Origin of the sequence: Nocardioides sambongensis, from assembly GCF_006494815.1 — a bacterium.
Taxonomy (GTDB): Bacteria; Actinomycetota; Actinomycetes; order Propionibacteriales; family Nocardioidaceae; genus Nocardioides; species Nocardioides sambongensis.
This window is the reverse complement of the sequence record NZ_CP041091.1, coordinates 595,440-616,143: the sequence shown is the minus strand read 5'-3', so window position 1 is coordinate 616,143 and position 20,704 is coordinate 595,440. Positions and strand designations below refer to the sequence as shown.

The 20,704-nt window shown below is 71.8% G+C and carries 20 protein-coding genes; 4 read left to right on the top strand and 16 right to left on the bottom strand.

The annotated features are described in order from the left end of the window. Positions 1–54 precede the first annotated feature (54 nt). From FIV43_RS02825 to rplS, 6 genes are all read right to left on the bottom strand, one after another. On the bottom strand, positions 55–1,989 hold the full coding sequence (locus FIV43_RS02825; RefSeq protein ID WP_141012905.1) for a pilus assembly protein TadG-related protein: 1,935 nt from the start codon (positions 1,987–1,989) through the stop codon (positions 55–57). After that, complete coding sequence (locus FIV43_RS02820) at positions 1,990–2,454, bottom strand: TadE/TadG family type IV pilus assembly protein (protein ID WP_141012904.1); 465 nt, start codon at positions 2,452–2,454, stop codon at positions 1,990–1,992. Between the two features lie 113 nt (positions 2,455–2,567). Beyond that, a complete protein-coding gene (locus tag FIV43_RS02815) occupies positions 2,568–2,876 on the bottom strand; it encodes a DUF2469 domain-containing protein (RefSeq protein ID WP_141012903.1) in 309 nt (102 codons plus the stop codon). Then, on the bottom strand, positions 2,866–3,585 hold the full coding sequence (locus FIV43_RS02810) for a ribonuclease HII (RefSeq protein ID WP_141012902.1): 720 nt from the start codon (positions 3,583–3,585) through the stop codon (positions 2,866–2,868). Before FIV43_RS02810 ends, FIV43_RS02815 begins: the two co-directional genes overlap by 11 nt. Positions 3,586–3,606: 21 nt before the next feature. Further along, positions 3,607–4,470, bottom strand: a complete 864-nt coding sequence (gene lepB, locus FIV43_RS02805; RefSeq protein ID WP_231123649.1) for a signal peptidase I — start codon at positions 4,468–4,470, stop codon at positions 3,607–3,609. Positions 4,471–4,590: 120 nt separating this feature from the next. Then, the gene (rplS, locus tag FIV43_RS02800; protein WP_141012901.1) at positions 4,591–4,962 is read right to left on the bottom strand and encodes a 50S ribosomal protein L19; all 372 of its coding nucleotides are present in this window, start codon (positions 4,960–4,962) and stop codon (positions 4,591–4,593) included. Positions 4,963–5,145: 183 nt separating this feature from the next. On the opposite strand from rplS, the gene FIV43_RS02795 reads away from it, so the two are divergent. Beyond that, positions 5,146–6,423: a Fic family protein gene (locus tag FIV43_RS02795; protein ID WP_141012900.1), complete on the top strand. Its 1,278-nt coding sequence runs from the start codon at positions 5,146–5,148 to the stop codon at positions 6,421–6,423. 108 nt (positions 6,424–6,531) lie between these two features. On the opposite strand, the gene FIV43_RS02790 is transcribed toward FIV43_RS02795, so the two are convergent. Next, positions 6,532–7,737 carry an ammonium transporter gene (locus FIV43_RS02790; RefSeq protein WP_231123648.1) on the bottom strand — a complete coding sequence of 402 codons (1,206 nt, stop codon included), beginning with the start codon at positions 7,735–7,737 and terminating at the stop codon, positions 6,532–6,534. 320 nt (positions 7,738–8,057) lie between these two features. Here FIV43_RS02790 and FIV43_RS02785 point away from each other — a divergent pair, with 320 nt between their 5' ends. Continuing rightward, positions 8,058–10,124, top strand: a complete 2,067-nt coding sequence (locus FIV43_RS02785; RefSeq protein WP_141012898.1) for an alpha-L-rhamnosidase-related protein — start codon at positions 8,058–8,060, stop codon at positions 10,122–10,124. Positions 10,125–10,177: 53 nt separating this feature from the next. Here the strand turns inward: FIV43_RS02785 and trmD are convergent, their stop codons facing one another. The 9 genes from trmD to FIV43_RS02740 form a co-directional block, all read right to left on the bottom strand. Continuing rightward, positions 10,178–11,314, bottom strand: coding sequence for a tRNA (guanosine(37)-N1)-methyltransferase TrmD (gene trmD, locus FIV43_RS02780; protein ID WP_196780950.1), 1,137 nt, complete (start codon positions 11,312–11,314; stop codon positions 10,178–10,180). Beyond that, the gene (rimM, locus tag FIV43_RS02775; protein WP_141012897.1) at positions 11,311–11,883 is read right to left on the bottom strand and encodes a ribosome maturation factor RimM; all 573 of its coding nucleotides are present in this window, start codon (positions 11,881–11,883) and stop codon (positions 11,311–11,313) included. Before rimM ends, trmD begins: the two co-directional genes overlap by 4 nt. A gap of 85 nt (positions 11,884–11,968) precedes the next feature. Then, the gene (locus FIV43_RS02770) at positions 11,969–12,208 is read right to left on the bottom strand and encodes an RNA-binding protein (RefSeq protein WP_141012896.1); all 240 of its coding nucleotides are present in this window, start codon (positions 12,206–12,208) and stop codon (positions 11,969–11,971) included. Between the two features lie 4 nt (positions 12,209–12,212). After that, entirely contained in the window at positions 12,213–12,710 is a 498-nt protein-coding gene (gene rpsP, locus FIV43_RS02765; RefSeq protein ID WP_141012895.1) for a 30S ribosomal protein S16, read from the bottom strand. A gap of 199 nt (positions 12,711–12,909) precedes the next feature. Beyond that, the gene (locus FIV43_RS02760) at positions 12,910–13,989 is read right to left on the bottom strand and encodes an amidohydrolase family protein (protein ID WP_141012894.1); all 1,080 of its coding nucleotides are present in this window, start codon (positions 13,987–13,989) and stop codon (positions 12,910–12,912) included. Between the two features lie 122 nt (positions 13,990–14,111). Continuing rightward, positions 14,112–14,477, bottom strand: coding sequence for a PIN domain-containing protein (locus FIV43_RS02755; protein ID WP_141012893.1), 366 nt, complete (start codon positions 14,475–14,477; stop codon positions 14,112–14,114). 13 nt (positions 14,478–14,490) lie between these two features. Beyond that, complete coding sequence (gene ffh, locus FIV43_RS02750) at positions 14,491–16,074, bottom strand: signal recognition particle protein (RefSeq protein ID WP_141012892.1); 1,584 nt, start codon at positions 16,072–16,074, stop codon at positions 14,491–14,493. A gap of 127 nt (positions 16,075–16,201) precedes the next feature. Beyond that, positions 16,202–18,421, bottom strand: coding sequence for a [protein-PII] uridylyltransferase (locus FIV43_RS02745; protein WP_141012891.1), 2,220 nt, complete (start codon positions 18,419–18,421; stop codon positions 16,202–16,204). A gap of 114 nt (positions 18,422–18,535) precedes the next feature. Then, positions 18,536–18,874, bottom strand: coding sequence for a P-II family nitrogen regulator (locus tag FIV43_RS02740; protein ID WP_141012890.1), 339 nt, complete (start codon positions 18,872–18,874; stop codon positions 18,536–18,538). 502 nt (positions 18,875–19,376) lie between these two features. Between FIV43_RS02740 and FIV43_RS02735 the strand changes: the two genes are divergently transcribed. Next, complete coding sequence (locus FIV43_RS02735) at positions 19,377–19,955, top strand: sulfotransferase (protein WP_141012889.1); 579 nt, start codon at positions 19,377–19,379, stop codon at positions 19,953–19,955. Positions 19,956–20,121: 166 nt separating this feature from the next. Next, a complete protein-coding gene (locus FIV43_RS02730) occupies positions 20,122–20,694 on the top strand; it encodes a sulfotransferase family protein (RefSeq protein WP_141012888.1) in 573 nt (190 codons plus the stop codon). The last annotated feature ends 10 nt before the right edge of the window (positions 20,695–20,704 follow it).

Sequence of the window (20,704 nt, the reverse complement as noted above, 5' to 3'; positions counted from 1 at the left end):
CGCCGCCGTCCACCGGGCCCCGGCACTGGTTGGGCCGGCCTGTGACGGACGGGGTCAGCGCACCAGCTGCGGCTCGCTGTCGCAGTCGGGCCGGGCGACGCTGTAGAGGTCGGCGCCCGCACCGGAGAGGCCGACCAGCGGTAGCAGGCCCGCCAGCAGCTGGTTCGCCGCGCTCACGACCCCGGTGTTGACGACACCGACCGTCTGCTCCAGCGCTGCGCGCAACGGCGGGCCGACCACCGGGATCTCGGCCAGGTCGCTGACCGAGAACCGGCCCAGCTCGGTGGTCTGCGGCTCCCAGTCCGACTCCTCGTCGTCCCGACGCTCATATCTCGCCTCGACGCGCACACTGCCGCGCACCGCGCCGTCGGCGGGCAAGGTGACGTCCCCGAGTGCGACCGGCCCGCCGCCCTCCGGCACCGTCACCTCGGTCCCGCCCGCGCGGACGTTGCGCGGGACGCTCAGCGCCGCGGTGCCGGGCTGTCCGGTGCCCGCGGCGTTCGCCGTGAGGTCGACGGTCATCCGAGCGCGAACGGCCAGGCTGAAGTCGCGGTAGCGCGGGAAGGGGCCCTGGAGGATGAGGTCGAGGATGTCGTTGACGAATCCGAGGACGCCGTTGCCGGCCGCGGCGTCGACCGTCACGTTCCCCCGCACCCTGACCGGGGCCGAGAGGTTCAGCCCCATCAGCCCGGAGCCGACCGAGACCGTGTAGTCGTCGGGGGCCTCCGCCGTACCCAGGCCGCAGCGGTCGATCGACTCGAGCTCCGCGATGGCGTTGCCGACACCGCCGGCGAGGCTCACCCCGCCCACGCGGAGGAACAGGGCGCCGGAGCTGATCGGGCCGGCGCTGGCGTCGATCACCGGGATCTCCTGCTCGGGCACCTGGAGATCCAGCGCGACCTGAGACTGGCGGGCGGACGCCTCCTCACTGCCGGGCGGGCCGCAGGCGAAGCGGGGGCCCTGGATCGCGTTCGCCCTCAGGGTGGCGGTCTCGTCGCCGACCCGCACCTCCACCGTCGTGGCGAGCGCGTCGTTCCCGTCGGCGACGACCAGCGCCGACCCGACGAGCTCGAGCACGTTGAGCTCGGCGGCGAGCGCGCTGAAGTCGCCGGCGTCGAGGCTCAGCACGTCGTTCAGATCGACCCGACCCTCCAGGTCCAGCCCTGAGGAGGCCGCGAGCATCCCCTCGAGGACGGAGATCGCGGCCGCCGCCGAGTCGTCGGAGCTGCGGGACAGAGCGCTCACCGTGGCCCGCAGCAGGGCACCGACCCGGACACCGGACGGGGAGAACAGCGCGGAGGGCGATCCGATCTCCGGCGTCACGGCGAGGTCGGCCAGACTCACCTCGGCCAGGGCCAGACGCTGGTAGTCGGCGATGGAGAGGGCGGCGTCGAGTCCGAGCAGCTCGGCGAGCGGCCCGACCATCGAGTCGCCGAGGTCCAGGGCTGCGGCGAACGAGCCGAGCTCGAAGCAGGCGCTGGGCTGCGGTCGGTGCCCGACGGCGGAGGCCGAGGCGCTGCCGGCGTCGCTCCCGGTGAACGCGCCGAAGGCGAAGGCGGTCTCGGAGGCCACGTCGACGGCGACCGCGTCGGGACGGGCGTCGTTGTCCTGGACCCGGATCCACCGGCCGTTCGCACCGACCTCCACGAACTCCCAGCAGTAGCCCCAGCTGGCGGCACCCAACCCACCGCACGTCGCCAGGTCGTCGGCCTCCAGCGAGCGGCCGAGCAGGTCGTCGTTGCGGGCGATCGTCTGCTGCAGCGCCGCGTCGAACTCACCGGTCTCGTAGTCGGCGACCCGGCGGCCGTCGAGGAGCAGGGCCAGGTCGAGCGCGGCCACGTCGGCGATCGCCTGCAGATCGCTGCGCAGCACCCGCTGCTGGCCGAGGTCCACGGCGAACGCCGCCGACACCATGAGCACCAGCGCCATCAACACCGAGACCAGGATCGCGGTGGCGCCCCGCTCGTCGCGCCGGTCATGGCGGCGCACTCAGCTCACCCGCGCCACGGCCTCGTAGGACAACGTCTCCGGGAGGACCGCCCCGAAGCCGGGGATCAGGGCGTCGTAGGCGATGACCACCTCCACGTACGCGCAGTCCGGGGTGCCGCCCGGGTCGTCGGGATCCGGGTCGGCGCCGGAGGTGCAGCGCTCGATCTCGAAGGAGCACTCCGCCGAGCACGTCTCGCCGTGCGCGCCCAGGGCGTCGGCGACGGCAGCCTTCGCGGCGGCCCGCTTCGTCTCGGTGCTGCCGGGCGTGACGGCGGCGGCCCGGGCGCCCTCGGCGGCGGCCTGGCTGACGCCCTGCCGGACGCTCAGCATGTCGCCGAAGTTGATGATCCCGAAGACCAGCACCAGCAGCACCGGCAGGACCAGCGCGAACTCGACGGCCGCGGCACCCCGTGGGGTCCGGCCCGGCGCACGCCGGCGTGCGGGGTCCCGCACCGGTGCCGCCATCGCTTCCCCACTCCGTCTCGGACGCGTGCCCCATGACCTGCGTCTGCGGGAATGGTATCGCCGGGCGGACGCCGCGGCGATCCTCGTTGCGGTGGCACCGCAACAGCCAGTGATCAGGGCTTGGGCGGCTCGAAGTCGGAGTTCGCCAGCTCCTCGACGTTCACGTCCTTGAAGGTCAGCACCTTGACGCTCTTGGCGAAGCGGGCCGGTCGGTACATGTCCCACACCCAGGCGTCGGTGATCGAGACCTCGAAGAAGACGTCACCACTCTCCGAGCGGGCCTTCACGTCGACGGAGTTACACAGGTAGAAGCGTCGGTCGGTCTCCACGACGTACTTGAAGATGCCGACGACATCGCGGTACTCGCGGTAGAGGTTGAGCTCCTGCTCGGTCTCGTACTTCTCGAGATCCTCAGCGCTCATCCGCACTCCTCCCCACGACGACTGGCTGGCCCTCGGCCGATCCTAGCCCCGGCTCCAGACCCGGCAGCCGCCAGGAGGTCCGGTGGTACGGCGTAGGCCCGTGCTCGGCCAGGGCGGCCAGGTGCTCGGGTGCCGAGTAGCCCTTGTTGGCGGCCCACCCGTAGGCCGGGTGCTCGGCGGCCAGCTCGGTCATGATCGCGTCCCGCTCGGTCTTGGCCAGGATGCTCGCCGCCGCGACCGCCGCGCAGCGCAGGTCCGCCTTGATCATGGTGACCACCGGCGGAGAGACCTCCAGCAGGCCGGCGGGCGCGAGCAGGGCATCCTGCTCGGGCGGCGAGAGGTAGTCGTGGTTGCCGTCCAGCAGCACGGTCGAGGGCGGTTCGGGAAGCGCGGCGATCGCGCGATGACCGGCCAGGCGCATCGCGGTGATGATGCCGAACTCGTCGATCTCCGCAGGGCTCGCGTGGCCCACGCCGTACGGCGCCCACCGCCGGATCCGCGGAGCGAGCCGTGACCGTGCCTCGGCGGAGAGGAGCTTGGAGTCGCGCACCCCCTGGGGTGCGCTGCGGGTGGCCTCGGTGACCTGGACCACCGCCACCGTGACCGGCCCGCACAGCGCGCCGCGGCCGACCTCGTCGGCTCCCGCGAGCGAGACCAGACCGTCGCGCAGCAACCGCCGCGCGATCCGCAGGGTCGGCGCCTTGCTCACCACCGGATCACCGCCTCCGACTCACTCGTCCGTGGCCGGTGGGTCGTCCGGGACGTTCGCGAACGCGTCCGGGCGGCTCACCCAGGTCCACCGGTCGCGGGGCCAGACCAGCGCGAACATCTTGCCGACCACCAGGTCGGTGTCGACCCACGGGCTCTCCGTGCACGGGTCCTGGTCGGGCGCGCAGATGTGGACCCGCGAGTCGGCGGAATGGGCCCGGTTGTCGCCCATCACGAAGAGCTTGTCCTCCGGGACCGGTCCGATCGACCAGTTGCACGGCTTCACACCGGCCTGGCCGCGCTCGGCGACGCAGGAGCCGGTCTCCTCGGCCAGGTACTCCGACTCGTCGACCGCGACGCCGTTGACCTTGATCCGTCCCTGCTTGTCGCAGCAGGTGATGACGTCGCCCTCGGTGCCGATCACCCGCTTCACCAGGTGTCCACCGGTCGGGTAGAGGCCGATCTTCGACAGCACGTTGGCGAAGCCGGTCGGGCCCTCGGACTCGCTGGGCGAGAGCCAGCCGCCCGGGTCCTCGAAGACCACGACGTCGCCGCGCTGCGGCGTACCACCGAACCAGTAGGAGACCTTCTGCACCAGGATCCGGTCGTTCTCGACCAGACCCGGCTCCATCGACTCCGAGGGGATGTAGAACGCCTGCACGAACAGCGCCTTGATGATGATCGCCATGCCGAGGGCCACGCCGAGCAGCACGACGCTCTCCAGCCAGATCGGCAGCGGCTTGCGCTTCCTGCCCGCCGGCTCGGCGTCGGTGCCGTCCCCAGCGCCCACGGCACCGTCGGGACCGGCCTGCTCGGGCCGCGCCCCGGTGCCCTCCTCGTCCGCCGTCGTGGACTCCTCAGGCGTGTCGTGGGCATCACTGGTCACGGTGGTCGAGTCTAGGCAGACGAGCTCGGCCGCGAGACATCGGTGGCACGGGTTCGGAGCAGCGAAATGCACGGCGCCCCCGACCCGGGACGGGTCGGGGGCGCAGCGGAGCGGGAGGTGTCAGACCTCGCGGCGCTCCTTGATCTTGGCGGCCTTGCCGCGCAGGTCGCGCAGGTAGTACAGCTTCGAGCGGCGGACGTCACCGCGGGTGACGACCTCGATCGACTCGAAGATGGGCGAGTGGAGCGGGAAGGTCCGCTCGACACCGACGCCGAAGGAGACCTTGCGGACGGTGAAGGTGCGGCCGACGCCACTGCCGTGGACGCGGATCACCACACCCTGGAAGACCTGGACGCGGGACCGGGTGCCCTCGACGACCTTGACGTGCACCTTGATGGTGTCACCGGCGCGGAAGTCCGGAACGTCGGTGCGCTTGCTGGCGTTGCCCAGCTCGGCGACGGCGCTGCGGCCGGCCACGGACGTGTTGCTCATGGTTGCTCCTCGCGAGTGCCACAGGTCAGCCGCGGTCGATGGGTCTCGATCGGATGACGCGCGCGTGACGACGATTCCCCTGTGGCAGAAGCGTCCGCGGCGCCGACGGATCATCCTCCCACGAGCGTGCCGGGTGGCGAAATCCAGGCAGGACCACGGCCGGCGGCTGCAAGGATGCCACCCATGACCTCCACCGCGCTCGTCCGCGACTGGTCTCCGCACACGTTCGAGACCCGGCCGTGGCGGCAGCGCACGGTGCGCGGGCCCCGGGCCGACCGCCTGGTCCGGGAGATCACGGTGGCGCTGCCGCCGATGATCGCGGACCTCGACTTCCGGATGGACCGTCCCCTGGCGGCGATGACCTCGGCGAGCGCGGGCGACCTCGGACACCTCGACCTCGTGCACGGCCGGACCCTGCGCGAGCTCAACCACCTGCAGCTGCGCACCGAGTCGGTGGACTCCTCCAAGATCGAGAACGTCGACGCCTCGCTGGCCGACTACGGCCGGGCGCTGCTCGGGGTGGGGGCGAACGCCTCCGCGACGTCGATGGCGTCGGCGACGGCCGCCCTGACCCGGATGATCACCGACGCCGACCGGACCCGGAGGATCAGGAGCGAGGCGGTGCTCCAGGCGCACCACGACCTGATGGCCCGCAACCCCGACGAGGCCCACCGCGCCGGTCAGTACCGGACCACGCAGAACTGGGTCGGCGGCAGCGACTACTCCCCCCGCGGCGCGCTGCACGTGCCGCCGCCGCCGGAGACCGTGCCCGACTACCTGGCCGACCTCTTCACCTTCGCCGACCGCGACGACATCGCACCCCTGGCGCAGGCGGCGATCGTGCACGCGCAGTTCGAGTCGATCCACCCGTTCATCGACGGCAACGGGCGGATCGGACGCACCCTGATCCACGCGGTGCTGCGCCGCCGCCGCGTCACCAAGCACCTCACCGTCCCGATCGCCTCGGCCCTGGTCGCGCACCGCGACCGTTACTTCGCCGCCCTCAACGACTACCGCGCCGGGACGGCGCACACGATCGTGGCGATGATGGCGAGCGCGGCGAGCATCGCCACGTCGGAGTCCTGGCGTGCCGCGACCCGGATCCAGGAGATCCGCGACGGGTGGCAGGAGCGCACCGGGATCACCAGCCCCGGCACCGCGCCGTACCGGCTGCTGGACGTGCTCACCGAGGAGCCGATCGTCAACGTCGCGCTGGTCGGAGAACGGCTGCGTGTGGACGACGCGGAGGCGGAGGCACTCATCGGCCGGCTCGTCGACCTGGGCGTGCTGCGCAAGGCACCGAGGTCGCGCCGGGCCCCGGTGTGGCTGGCCGGTGACGTGCTCGACGAGGTGCACGACCTGAGCATGCGGATCCGCGCCTCCTCGGAGCGGATGCGGACCCGGGCCACCCCGGGCACGGCGACCGGCCGGCAGCGGGGCCGGGCGTCGGGTAGGGGCTGACCTCCCGGGTCCCGCGACCTCCCGGTTTCCGGTGGCCGTCGGCCTGCCCCGGTACGCCGAGAGGCCCGCCCCGGCGTACCGGGACGGGCCTCTGCGAGCAGGGTGGGCTCAGTCGAGCGCGTAGCCCTCGCCGTGCAGCGCCAGGTCGAGGCCGGCGACCTCGTCCTCCTCCTTGGCCCGGAAGCCGATCGTCTTCTCGATCGCCAGGGCGAAGATGAAGGTGACGATGAACGAGAACGCGATCACGGTGATCGAGGAGAAGAGCTGGGCCAGGAACAGCTTGACCTCACCGCCGAAGAACAGGCTGCCGCCGGTGAGCGCCTCGGCGCCGAAGATGCCGACCCAGAGGCAACCGATGAAACCGGCGACGAGGTGGATGCCCACCACGTCCAGGGTGTCGTCGAAGCCGAGCTTGAACTTCAGGTCGACCGCGAAGGCGCAGACCGCACCGGCGAAGAGGCCGAGGATCATCGCCCAGACCGGGGTGATGAAGGCGCACGCCGGGGTGATCGCCACCAGGCCGGTGACGATGCCGGAGGCCGCGCCGACCGCGGTCGCCTTGCCCTCCTTGAAGTTCTCCACGACGATCCAGCCGAGCAGTGCGGCGGCCGGAGCGACCAGGGTGTTGAAGAAGATCAGCGAGGTCTGGCCCTCGTCGGCGCCGTACACGCCGGTGTTGAAGCCGTACCAGCCGAACCACAGGATCGCCGCGCCGATGAGGACCAGCGGAACGTTGTGCGGGACGGCCTCCTCCTTGGAGAAGCCGGTCTTGCGCTGACCGAGAACCAGCGCGAGAGCGAGAGCGGCCGCACCGGCGGACTGGTGGATCACGGTGCCGCCGGCCCAGTCGAGGGCGCCCTGGCCGAGACCCCAGACGTCGTTGGCCAGCCAGCCGTAGAAGTTGCCGTCGGCGTCGAAGCCCCAGATCCAGCGGAAGGTCGGGAACACCACGAAGACGGTGAAGAGCGTCGCGAAGAGCATCCAGGGCCAGAACCGGGCCCGGTCGGCGACCGCACCGGAGACCAGCGCGACGGTGATGATGCAGAACGCGACCAGGAAGGCGTGGCCGCCGAACGCGTTGCCCGCGTCACCGCCGCCGACACCCGTCATCAGGTCGGTCATGCCGAAGTCCTCGAACGGGTTGCCGAAGAACTTGCTGCCGCCGTCGGTGCCCTGGCCGGCGATGCCGGTGCCACCGACCAGCACGTACAGCAGCGTGACGACCGCGATGGAGCCGAAGCTCAGCATCATCATCGACACGACGGACTTCTGCTTCACCAGCCCGCCGTAGAAGAACGCCAGTCCTGGCGTCATGAACAGGACTAGGGCAGCACAGATCAGCTGCCACGAAAGATCGACAGACATGCAGGTCCTCACAGGATTCTCGGGATCAGGAGGCGACAGCCTCGTCGCCGCGCATCCCAGATCCTGACCACCGCTCGTTTCGACGGATCCCCGCAGGTGTTTCGCAGAAGTTACAGGTTGTTCGGGCCCGTGTCCGACGAGTAAACCAGCGCCCCCGCGGGCCGGATGCGGCGAACGTGGCCACATCCGGCCAAACCCTTCTCTGTGACGCGGGCCACTGTTAGCGTCCACCCCGATTGAAACGCTTCAACACCATCTCGGAGGAATTCATGCGCAGTCGGCACCTCTCCCGCGCCGCGATCGCGGGGTCGCTCACCGCCCTCGCCCTGCCCGCCCTCGCGGTGAGCATCGGCACCAACCCGGCCGCGCAGGCGCGCCCGGTCACGGTCACCGCCGCTCCCGTCCCACCCGCGCCGTGGGAGGACTACATCCTGGCCCCGTCCTCACGCACCCTGCGCCCCGAGGGCGTGCACGCATCCTCCGGCTCCGTCGACGACCCGCAGGGCGCGTACGGCGACGGCGCCATGGTGCTCGAGGAGGACGGCCAGGTGACGCTGGACTTCGGCCTGAACGTCGGCGGCACCCTCAGCCTCACCTTCGGGGACGTCTCCGGCGAGGCGCCCCGCGTCGGCGTCGCCTTCTCCGAGACCGCGAAGTACGTCGGCAAGGAGTCGGAGGCCTCCACCGGCGGGCCGCGCGGCCGGGACGGCACCATCTGGGTGGACGCCGTCGCCGGCGAGACCTGGACCGCGCCACCCGAGCTGCTGCGGGGCGCCTTCCGCTACGTGACCCTCTTCGTCCAGGGCGACTACTCGGTCGCGGTCGACGACGTGGTGCTCGACTTCACCGCGTCCCCGCTGATGGAGGACCCGAGCGACTACCCGAACTACTTCTACTCCTCCTCGAACCTGCTCAACCGGCTCTGGTACTCGGGCGCCTACACGACCCAGCTCACCACGATCGAGCCGACCACCGGCCGGAGCTGGCCGGCCCCGGACGCGTTGTGGGACAACAGCGCGACCAGCGGTGTCGGCGCATCCATCCTGGTCGACGGCGCGAAGCGGGACCGCACGGTCTGGCCCGGCGACCTGGGCATCTCGCAGGGCACCGCGTTCGTGTCGACCGGCGACACGGTCTCGGTGCGCAACTCGATCATGACCGCCTACGAGCACCAGAAGGAGACCGGCGAGCTCCCCTACGCCGCTCCGGAGCTCAGCTTCTACCGGTCCGACACCTACCACATGTGGACCCTGCTCGCGACGGCCGAGAACTTCGAGAACACCGCCGACCGCCGGTGGCTGACCGACGTCTGGCCCCACTACCTCGCCGGCCTCGCCTACATCCGCGCCAAGGCCGTCGACCGCGACCTGCTCTTCATCGACGAGACCAACGACACCACCCACGAGTCGCGGATCCCCGACGGGGAGGAGGCCATGGCGAACGTCCTCTACTGGCGCCTGCTCACCACGGGTGCCGACCTCTCCGCCGAGCTCGGCCAGCGGCACCGCGCCGCCGGCATGCGGGCCGAGGCGCGCCGGGTCGCGGCGGCGATCGACACCCACCTGTGGGACGACGAGGCCGGCGCGCTCCAGTGGTACCCGGACCGGGCGGACGTCCACCCGCAGGGCGCCAACTCGCTCGCCGTCTGGTGGGGGCTGCTCGACGAGAAGCGTGCCGACCGGGCGATGGCCTCGCTGCGGGACACCAACTGGGTCCAGCGCGGCGCCCGCACCCCCGAGCGCGACGACGACCTCCAGCTCCTCTTCGGCTCCTTCGAGCTGCAGGCGCAGCTGGCCGCTGGTGACCCCGAGGCGCAGGAGGCGGCGGTCGACCTGATGCGACGGCAGTGGGGCTGGATGCTGCGCAGCGCCCAGGGTCCGCAGAGCACGATGTGGGAGTCGCTGCGGGAGTCCGGCGAGATCGTCAGCTCCTACCAGTCCTACGCACACGGGTGGTCCACCGGCCCGACCCGGGCGCTGACCGAGCAGGTGCTCGGCATCCAGCAGCGCGACGGCGGCGCGCGGTGGGAGATCGATCCGCACACCGCGGGCCTGCGCAGCGCCCAGGGCCGACTGGTCACCGCACGGGGGCCGATCGACGCCCGGTGGACCGACGGCACCGCCGGGCTCCGGGTCACCTTCACCACGCCACGACGGACGCAGGGGTTCATCGGCCTGCCCGTCGCCCGCAAGCGGGTCACCGTCACGCTGGACGGCCGGGTGGTGTGGCGCAACGGCAAGCGCGTCAAGCGAGCCGGGCACCCGGTCCGCTGGAGCGGCGAGCGACTCGAGATCACCAGGGTCGCGGGAGGCTCCCACACCGTCGTGGTGCGCTGAGGACGACCCTCACCGGCGGCGCCGCCGAGCGACGGCTCAGCGGCGCCGCTTGGTCAGCACCACCGCGCCGTCGGGCGCCGGCAGGTCCCGGCGCAGCCGATAGCCCGCCTTGCGATACATCCGCTGGTTCCGCTCGCTCCCCGCGCCGGTGAACAGCACGTACGACGTCGCTGCCGCCGGCGCCACCGCCTCGATGTGGGCGAGCAGCCGACGTCCGAGACCCTCCCCTGCAGGTCCGGCGCCACCGCCAACCGACCGATGTCCCAGGCGTCGCCCTCCAGGCGGGCGCGCACCGCACCGACGAGCCGCCCGGCGCGGCGCACCAGGTAGGTGTCCCAGGTGGTCAGCCACTCCCGGACGTCGTCCAGCGACTCGTGCAGTGCCGGGACGCGCACGTCGGGGTTCGCCATCTGCTCGGCCACCCAGCAGGCGCGCTGGAGGGTCAGCAGCTCCCCGGCATCGGCCGGCGTGGCGCGCACCACCGGGGTGCCGTCGTCGAGCACCGAGGGGTGCAGCAGGTCCGGCCGGCGCTGCGCCGTACGACGCCGCGACTGCTCGGCTCGCCAGCCGGCGATCCGCCCGTGATCGCCGGAGAGCAGGACGTCGGGCACCTCGCGGCCCTGCCAGCTGCGCGGCTTGGTGAAGACCGGGTACTCCAGCAGACCGGTCCCGGCATGGGACTCCTCGACCAGCGACTCGGCGTTGCCCATGAAGCCCGGCAGCAGCCGCACCACGGCCTCGGTGATCGCGAGCGCGGCCACCTCCCCGCCGTTGAGCACGTAGTCGCCGAGGCTGATCTCGCGCACCTCGGCGATCTCGCCGGCCCGGTCGATCACCCGCTGGTCGATGCCCTCGTAGCGGCCGCAGGCGAAGACCAATCGGGGCCGGGTGGCCAGGTCCTCGGCGACGCGCTGGTCGAACCGCTCTCCGGACGGCGTGGTGAACACGATGGTGTCCTCCGGCCGCACCTCCAGGGTCGTGAAGGCCTCCCCGAACGGCTCCGGCTTCATCACCATCCCGGCGCCGCCGCCGTAGGGCGTGTCGTCCACGGTCCGGTGTCGGTCGTGGGCCCACTGCCGGAGGTCGTGGACGTGGAGCTCGAGCAGGCCCGCGTCGATCGCCTTGCCCGGCAGGGAGAGCCGCAGGGGGGCCAGGTAGTCGGGGAAGATGGTCAGGTAGTCGAGCCTCATCCGCGTCCCTCGGAGTGGTCCGGCTCGTCGCCGTCGGGGGCGGGGCGGACCAGCCCGGGGCGGTCAGCGATCACGATCCGCCCTGCGGCGACGTCGACCTCGGGCACGAGCGCACCGACGAACGGGACCAGCGCCTCGCGCCCGTCGGTGGTGCGCAGCCGCAGCAGGTCCTGCGCGCCGTGGGTCACCCCGGTCACCTCGCCGAGCGGCGTGCCGTCCAGGTCCTCCGCGGCCAGGCCGATGAGCTGGTGGTCGTAGAACTCGTCCGGGTCCTGCGGGCTCTCGTCGGCGGCGATGGTGGCGTGCAGCACCAGCCCGCGCGCGGCCTCGGCCTCGGTGCGGTCGGACACCTCGGCGAACTTCACCAGCAGCACCGACTGGTGCCAGCGGGTCCGCTCGACGGTCAAGGCGGGGCGCGGGTAGGCGGCCCCGCGCTGTGCCTGCACCCGCAGCTCGGCCCCGTCCACGAAGCGTCGGTCCGGCTCGTCGGAGCGCAGGTCGATGGTGACCTCGCCCCTGATGCCGTGCGGCTTGCCGATGCGTCCGACGACGACCTCGATGCTGTCCACGCCCGAAGATTACGGCCATCGGCGCCCGGAAACGGCAACGGGCGCCTCCCCCGTCAGGGGAGGCGCCCGTCGTACGACGCTGAGGTCAGCGGCGGTCGGTGTCGACGAAGTCGATCCGTGCGCCGCGGTTGCCGGACAGCGCGGAGATCACGGTGCGGAACGCGGTCGCCGTGCGGCCGCCCCGTCCGATCACCTTGCCGAGGTCGTCGGGGTGGACCCGGACCTCGAGCACCGATCCGCGCCGCAGCTGCTTGTCGCGCACCACGACCTCGTCCGGGTGATCGACGATCCCGCGGACGAGGTGGTCCAGTGCGTCGGCGAGCATCGGCTCAGGCCTCGCTGGTCTCGGTGGACTCAGCGGTCGGGGCCGCGGGCTCCTCGGCCTTCTCCTCGGCGGCCGGCTCCTCGGCGGGGGTCTCCGCCTTCGTCTCCGCCTTCTTCTCGGCCTTCTTCGGAGCGGTCACCGCGGCGCCCTTGGGCTCGTTGGCGGCCTCCTTGAGGGCCTCGTTGAAGATCTCGAGCTTGTCGCGCTTGGGCTCCTTCACCTTGAGGGTGCCCTCGGCGCCGTCGATGCCCTTGAACTTCTGCCAGTCACCGGTGATCTCGAGGATCCGGGCGACGGCCTCGGAGGGCTGCGCGCCCACGCCGAGCCAGTACTGCGCCCGGTCGGAGACGACGTCGATGTACGACGGGTCCTCCTTGGGGTGGTACTTGCCGATCTCCTCGATCACCTTGCCGTCGCGCTTCTTGCGGGAGTCGACGACGACGATGCGGTACTGCGGCACCCGGACCTTGCCGAGGCGCTTCAAACGGATCTTGACGGCCACGTTTGTGGTGTCTCCTTGGGAATTCGTGGTGGGTGATCCGTCACGACCAGGTGGGGAACACCGGCGTTCCGGATCCATGGGCGCCGTGTCGTGCGGTTGAGAGGGTTCCGACGACACAGAACTCAGCGAGTGATTCTGCCAGAGCCCCGCAGCCGGCACCAATCGCGGCCGGCCCGCCCGACGACGGTGGGTTCAGCGCTCAGGAGACGACCACGCCGCGGAGCACCACCCGGGCCGGGGCGGCCAGGACGGAGAGGTCGTCGACCGGGTTGCGGTCGTAGACGACGAAGTCGGCCGGGTCGCCCTCGTCGAGACCGCCGTTCCAGCCGAGCCACGCCCGCCCGCGCCAGGACGCCGCCGCCAGCACGTCGTACGCCGGTAGGCCCAGGTCGACCATCGCCTGGATCTCCTCGTGCAGCACGCCGTGCCGGGCCGAACCGCCTCCGTCGCTGCCGACGTAGAGCGCGACCCCCGCCTCGTGCGCCGCGAGCAGCACCTCCCGCCGCCGGGCGTGCAGGGTCTCCATCGTGGTGGCGTAGCCGGGGAACTTGGCCCGGCCGGCGTCGGCGAACCCGGGGAACTTGTCCGTCTGCAGCACCGTCGGCACCAGGGCCACTCCCCCGGCCGCCATCTGGTCGAGGTGATGCTCGCCGAGGCCCGTGCCGTGCTCGATGCAGTCGATGCCGGCGTCGAGCAGCGGCGACAGCGAGTCGTTGCCGAAGCAGTGCGCAGTGACCTTCGCGCCGTGCGCGTGAGCGGTGGCGATCGCCTCCGCGACGGCGTCGGCCGGGAACGACGGCGCCAGGTCGTCCTCCTCGCGTGAGATCCAGTCACCGACCAGCTTCACCCAGCCGTCGCCGGCGTCGGCCTGCGCGGCGACGGCACCGGCGAGCTCGGCCGGCTCCACCTCATCGGCGTAGTTGCGGATGTAGCGCTTGGTGCGTGCGATGTGGCGCCCGCAGCGGATCAGGCGCGGCAGGTCCTCCCGTTGCTGCACCCACCGGGTGTCGGCGGGCGAGCCGCAGTCACGGGTCAGCAGGACCCCGTTGGCCCGGTCTGCGAGGGTCTGCTCCTCGATCCGCTCGTCACTGACCGCGCCTCCGTCCTCGAGCCCGAGGTGGTTGTGGGCGTCGACCAACCCCGGAACGATCCAGCCCTCGGCCGCGGTCTCCGCCCCGGAGGGCCGCTGGTAGGTGACCGTGCCGTCGACCACCCAGAGCTCACGGGTCTCGCCATCGGGCAGGACGGGACCACGGAAGCGAAGCGGCGGTGGAGGCATGTCGAGGACGCTACCAACGTCGGCGTGGGGGTCTGCGGGCGTCTGCTGCCTGCGCAACCACACGCTGCTGTCAGGCACCGGTTGCCTGAGGACCCACACGAGGACCGCTGCCCGGTCGGTGGTCAGAGTCGGTCGAGCAGCCAGGTGGGGCCGATCGCGGTGGCGCCGACCCCGTGCACGCGCGCATCCAGCGCTCGGTCGGCGGTGACCACGACCACCCGTTGCCCCTTCTCGGCGGCCTTGCGCGCCTCCGCGACGATCGTCGCGTCGCCGTCCTTCGGGGCGTGCACGGTGCGCACGTGGGCGTCGCGGCCGGCCCGCACGCCCCCCTTGGCCTGCCCCTCGAGGACCAGCACGATCACGTCGTAGTCGATGTCGGCGACCAGGAGCTCCTCGTGCAGCCGGCGTGCCGCGCCGGCCCGGTCCTTCCACCACCCGTCGGCGCGGGCGCCGACGACGTTGGCGGCGTCGACGACGAGCACGCTCACCGCAGCCGCCCGCTCACTTGAGGAACTTCGAGAAGTCCTTGGGCAGGTCGAGGTCGGCGGCGGCCTTCTCGTAGTCGACGTCGGCGCCGATCCCGAAGGGGTTGGACCCGGCCTGCGCGGCCTTGTCCTTCGCCGCGGTCTCCTGCTTCGCGGCCTTGGCGGGGTTGCCCGAGCGGCGCTTGCCCCCCTTGCCCTTGGACTTCTGCTTCTGCTTGGCGCTGACCCGCTTGCCGCCACCGGGGCCACCCACGCCGGGCATCCCCGGCATGCCGGGCATCCCGGGGAACCCGCCGCCCTTGGCCATCTGCGACATCATCTTGCGGGCCTCGAAGAACCGGTCGACGAGGCTGTTGACGTCCGACACGTTGCGGCCGCATCCCTTGGCGATGCGGGCGCGGCGCGAGCCGTCGATGATCTTCGGGTTGGCCCGCTCGGCCGGCGTCATCGAGCGGATGATCGCCTCGATCCGGTCGATCTCGCGGTCGTCGAAGTTCTCGAGCTGGTCGCGGACCTGCCCCATCCCGGGCAGCATCTGCAGGATCTTCGACATCGAGCCGAGCTTGCGGACCTGCTGCATCTGCTCGAGGAAGTCGTCGAGGGTGAAGTCGCCGCCCTGGCCGCTCAGCTTCTGCGCGGCCTTGAGCGCCTGCTCCTGGTCGAAGGCCTTCTCGGCCTGCTCGATCAGGGTCATCATGTCGCCCATGTCCAGGATGCGCGAGGCCATCCTGTCGGGGTGGAAGACGTCGAAGTCGGTCATCTTCTCGCCGCTGGAGGCGAACATGACCGGCTTGCCGGTGACCTGGCGGATGGAGAGGGCGGCACCACCGCGGGCGTCACCGTCGAGCTTGGTGAGCACCACGCCGTCGTACCCGACGCCGTCGAGGAACGCCTGGGCGGTGACCAGCGCGTCCTGGCCGATCATCGCGTCGACGACGAAGAGGACCTCGTCGGGGTTCACCGCGTCGCGGATGGCCGCGGCCTGCCCCATCATCTCGGCGTCGACGCCGAGGCGGCCCGCAGTGTCGACGATGACCACGTCGTGCAGCGTGCGCCTGGCCTCGCCGACGGCGGAACGCGCCACGCCGACCGGGTCCCCGACGCCGTTGCCGGGCTCGGGGGCGAAGACCGGAACGCCGACCCGCTCACCGTTGACCTGCAGCTGGTTCACCGCGTTGGGGCGCTGCAGGTCGCAGGCGACCAGCAGCGGCGACATGTCCTGCTCCTTGAACCAGAGCGCGAGCTTGGCCGCCAGGGTCGTCTTGCCGGCGCCCTGCAGACCGGCGAGCATGATCACGGTGGGACCGGACTTGGCGTAGCGCAGCCGCCGGGTCTCGCCGCCGAGGATGGTGACGAGCTCGTCGTTGACGATCTTGACGATCTGCTGAGCCGGGTTCAGCGCACCGCTGACCTCTTCGCCACGGGCGCGCTCCTTGACCGCCGCCACGAACTCCTTGACCACCGGCAGGGCGACATCGGCCTCGAGGAGCGCGATCCGGATCTCCCGGGCGGTGGCGTCGATGTCGGCATCGGAGAGGCGACCCTTGCCGCGCAGGTTCTTGAACGTCGCGGAGAGGCGGTCGGACAGTGTGGCGAACAAAGGGATCCTCTGGGCGGGTACGACGGACACGGCTGGTCTGCGAGGCAGACCAGCCAACTCTAACGGCGTGGACCCGCGAACCCACGCTCGCCGCCGGGGTCGGACCGACTCCGGGGGCGCCGGGGCATCACTCGTCGGGGCTGACCCGGTCCCGGATCGCGTGCGCCGCGTCGGCGGCACGGGTCTCCGACAGGGCGCCGGCGTGGGCCTCCTGGACGTAGAAGACGTCGACCGCCTGCGGGCCCAGCGTGGACACGTGCGCGGAGCGGACCGAGATGTCCAGGTCGGCGAGCGCACCGCAGACCAGGTGCAGGACGCCGAGCCGGTCCCCGGCCCGCACCTCGATCACCGTGGAGTGGTCGCTGGCCTCCGGTCGGATCACCACGGTCGGTGCCAGCTCGCCCTCCGCGACCGGCCGCGGCGCCAGCCGCAGCGCCGGGTCGACCCGGCCGGCCGCGATGTTGCCGATCTGGTCGCGCAGCGCGCGCGGGTCCAGCGCCTGCTCGGCGACGTCCCACACCGAGACCGCGACGTCGCCCTGCGACCAGGCGCGCGCGGCGTGCACCGGCACCCGCCGTAGCGCGAAGGCGGCAGCGACCTCGGCGAGCAGGCCGACCCGGTCCTCGGCGACCACCCAGACCCGGGAGCCGTCCGGCACCGGCTGGACCCGGACCGACACCTCCGCGTCGGCGAGCTCCGGCAGCTCGATGCCGTCCGCGCCGATCGGTGGCGGCACCGCGCCGCTGGTCAGCGCGGCCGCGGCGCGCCGGGACAGGTCGTGCACCAGCCCGGCGCGCCACGAGGTCCAGGCCTTCGCGGAGGTCGCCTTCGCGTCCGCCTCGGTGAGCGCGGTCAGCAGGGCCAGCGCCTCCGGGGTGCCGATGTGCTCGGTGATCGCCTCCACGGTCGCCGGGTCGTCGGGGTCACGGGTGGTGGCGACCGACGCCAGCAACAGGTGGTGGCGCACCAGCAGCTCGATCAGGTCGACCGACTCCTGCTCGAAGCCCATCCGGGTGGCGACGTCGTGCGCGATCGGTGCGCCGGCCAGGCTGTGCTCGGTCAGGCCGCCCTTGCCGATGTCGTGGAGCAGCGCCGCCACCGCCAGCACGTCGGGGCGCGACACTCCGCGGATCAGGGCGGAGGCCTCGATGCAGGTCTCGACCACGTGACGGTCGACGGTGAACCGGTGGATCACGGAGGCGTGCGGCAGCAGCCGGATCCGCTCCCACTCCGGCAGCACCAGCTCGAGCGCGCCGGTCTCCTCCAGCGTCTCCCAGACCGGGAGCAGCCCGGGGCCGGCCGCCAGCAGCCGGACGAACTGGTGTCGCGCCTCGGCCGGCCACGGGTCCGGCAGCGGCGCGCCGTCGCGGACCAGTCGCGCGGCGGTGGGCGGGGCGAGCACGAGGTCGCGGGTGGCCGCCTCGGCGGCGGCGCGCAGCAGGAGCACCGGGTCCTGGTCGGGCCGGGCACCACGATCCAGCACGACCTCTCCCCCGGACCGGGCCACTCCCGGCGCGATCCGTTCGAGCTCGGGACGGCGGGGGCGCGCCGCCGAGGAGCGCCGGAGTGCATCGTCGACCCGGCGCCAGGCCAGCCGGTTCAGGTGCCAGAGCCGGCGCCCGAGCTCGCGGACGTGGCGCTGCGCGGCCCGCTCGCCGTCGAGTCCCAGGCCCTCGGCCAGCGGCTCCCAGTGCTCGGGCGCGATCCGGTCGGTCGCGCGACCGGCGGCGGCGTGCAGCAGGTCCCGTACGTCGAGCAGCTGGCGGCGACACCGCTCCAGGTCGGCCGCGGGCACGTCGACGAGCCAGGTCGCGGTCAGCGCCTTGAGCACGACCGCGTCCCGCAGCCCACCGGCGCCCTCCTTGATGTCGGGCACCGCGGCGTGGGCGACCTCGCCGACCAGCCGGTGCCGGGCGGTGACCATGGCCCGCAGCTCCGGCAGCCGCTCCCGCGCGTCACGCCGCCACTGGGCGAGCACGGTGGTGCGCAGCCGCAGCGTCACGTTCGGGTCGCCGGCGACGTGGCGCACGTCGAGCAGGCCGGCAGCCACCCGGATGTCCTCCGCGGCCGCGGCCAGCATCTCCTCCAGCGTCCGCACCGAGTGGTCCAGGCGGGCGCCGGAGTCCCAGATCGGGTACCAGACCTGCTCGGCCAGCGGGCCGGTGTCGACGCCGTCGTCGCTGACCAGGACCACGTCCAGGTCGGAGTAGGGAGCCAGGTCGCCGCGTCCGTAGCCGCCGACGGCCACCATCGCCACGCCGCTGTCGGGGCCGTTCGCCGCGGCGAACGCCTTGGCGCACAGCGCGTCGGCGTCCTCGGTCCTGGTGGCGCGGTCTGCTGCCGTCATGCGTCCTCCGGCTCGCCTACGCCGACGGCCCGACCGCGGGGCGATCGGGCCGTCTCGGCGCAGCTGTGGGTGGTGGTTTGGCTCAGCGTTTCGGGTGCTCAGCGTGCCGGATGCTCAGAGCGCCTCGGCGTCCTTGTCGCCGGTGCGGACCCGGATCACGGTCTCGATCGGGCTGACCCACACCTTGCCGTCGCCGATGCGGCCGGTCTGTGCCGTCTTGGTGATGATGCCGACGATGTCCTCGGCGTCGCCGTCGTCGACCACGATCTCGATCCGGATCTTCGGGACCAGCGCGATGTCGTACTCGGCGCCGCGATAGACCTCGGTGTGGCCCTTCTGCCGCCCGTAGCCGCTGACCTCGCTGACCGTCATGCCGGTGACACCGAAGGTCTCCAGGGCTTCCCGGACGTCCTCCCACTTGTGCGGCTTGATGACTGCGGTGACCAGCTTCATGCGCTTACCTCCGTTGCAGTGGATCCCGGGCTGCGTGCTCGGCGAACCGAGCATCCCCGCCGGTCCTGAGATCGTAGGCCTTCCTCGGCACCGGATGCGGCAGGTAGTTCCGGGCACCCGGTTGACCGACACCTTGCTGCGGCGACGTTTCGCGACCCGTGATGCCGTGTTTCGCGGAGGTAACGAGTTACCCACGGCCAGTGGCGCTCGCCACGCGACGCGTCACCGGGTCTCCACACGTTGACGCGCACTGCGGTGTGGCATGCGGGCCCGGCTACGCTCTCGCCGTGGATTACTTCATCGTGATCGGCGCTCAGAAGGCCGGCACTTCGTGGCTTCACCAACAACTCCGCCGCCACCCCGAGGTCCACCTCCCGGGATGGAAGGAGGTCCACTACTTCGACATCGCCTGCCCCCGCCCGCCGCCGGCAACTTCGCGCAGTGGTACATCAACAGGACGCGGGAGGCGGTGGCGTCGCGGCGATGGCGGGCGGCCGATCGCATGCTAGAGATCCTCCAACTGCCCTTCGCAGATGAGGACGGCTCCGCCTACCGCTCGTTCTTGGAGCGCGGGGCCGCCGAGGGAGTGTGTGTTGTCGGTGAGATGACGCCCGCCTACGCCGCGCTCGACGAGGACGGTTTCCGGATGGTTGAGCACGTACTGGACGGTCCACGGATCGTGTTCGTGATGCGTGACCCGCTGACGCGCTGGTGGTCCAGCGTCCGTATGCGGGAGGAGAAGAATCCTCAGGAGGTGTTCTCCGCCCCGATCCACTCGGCCGCGCACTGGCGCCGCTGTGACTACGCCGGAACCATCCAGCGCTTGGATACCGTCTTCCCTCCCGAGCGGGTGCACTACGTCTTCTACGAGCATCTTTTTACCCCCGAGGCCCTCGGTGGGATCGCACAGTTCCTCGGCGTCGCGGAGACCTGGCCTTGGAGCTTGGAGGAGCGCGTCCGCGAGGGACGGCCGGCACCGCTGCCCGAGCCATCAGCCGAACTGCTCACACAGCTGGAGCCGGTCTACAAGTTCGTCCGGGAGCGGTTCGGCGACCGGGTGCCCGCGACCTGGCGGCACTGACGCCACTTCCGGGGCTGGGTGCGATACTTCGGCCTCCGTCCGCAGCAGAGGAGATCTTCCGTCCATGTCAGGCCAATCGACGTCGGTTTCATCGCCTCCGACAAGCCCACCGGCGATCCGGCTCCACGGTCGCCCGCTCGTCGATGGCCAGCGCACGTACGTGGTGATGGGCATGCCGCGCGGCGGTACGTCACTGGTGGGAGGACTGGTCCGGCTGTGCGGCCTCCCGTTCGGGGAGGGAATGATCGGCAACCACGAGGACCCGGCCTTCAACTTCGACTACATCCGTCGTGCCGGAGGCGATCCGCTCACCGAGATCCGCAGGGCGATCCCCGAGCGCAACGCGGCGTACGACGCTTGGGGGTGGAAGTATCCGCGTGCCACCCGCTATCTCGACGACATCCGCAACGAGCTCCGCAGTCCACACCTGATCGTGGTCCTCCGCGATCCGGTCGCCGCCGCCGGGCGGCACCGTGGCGGCGAGGGCGGCCGGCGCGCGGCCGTGCTCCGCCAGCACGATCTCCAGATGAGGAACCTCGACCTGATCGAGCGATGGCAGGTCCCGACCCTGGCGGTCAGTTACGAGCGCGGGATCAGCCAGCCGGTGCGGCTCGCGCGACAGATCGCACGGTTCCTCGGCTTCCCCGTCCCGGAGCGGTCCCGGGTGCTCGACTTCGTCACCCCCGGCCGCTACCAGATGATCGACGGCGACGCCGGCGGACAAGTCACCGGCGCATAGGTCACCGGCG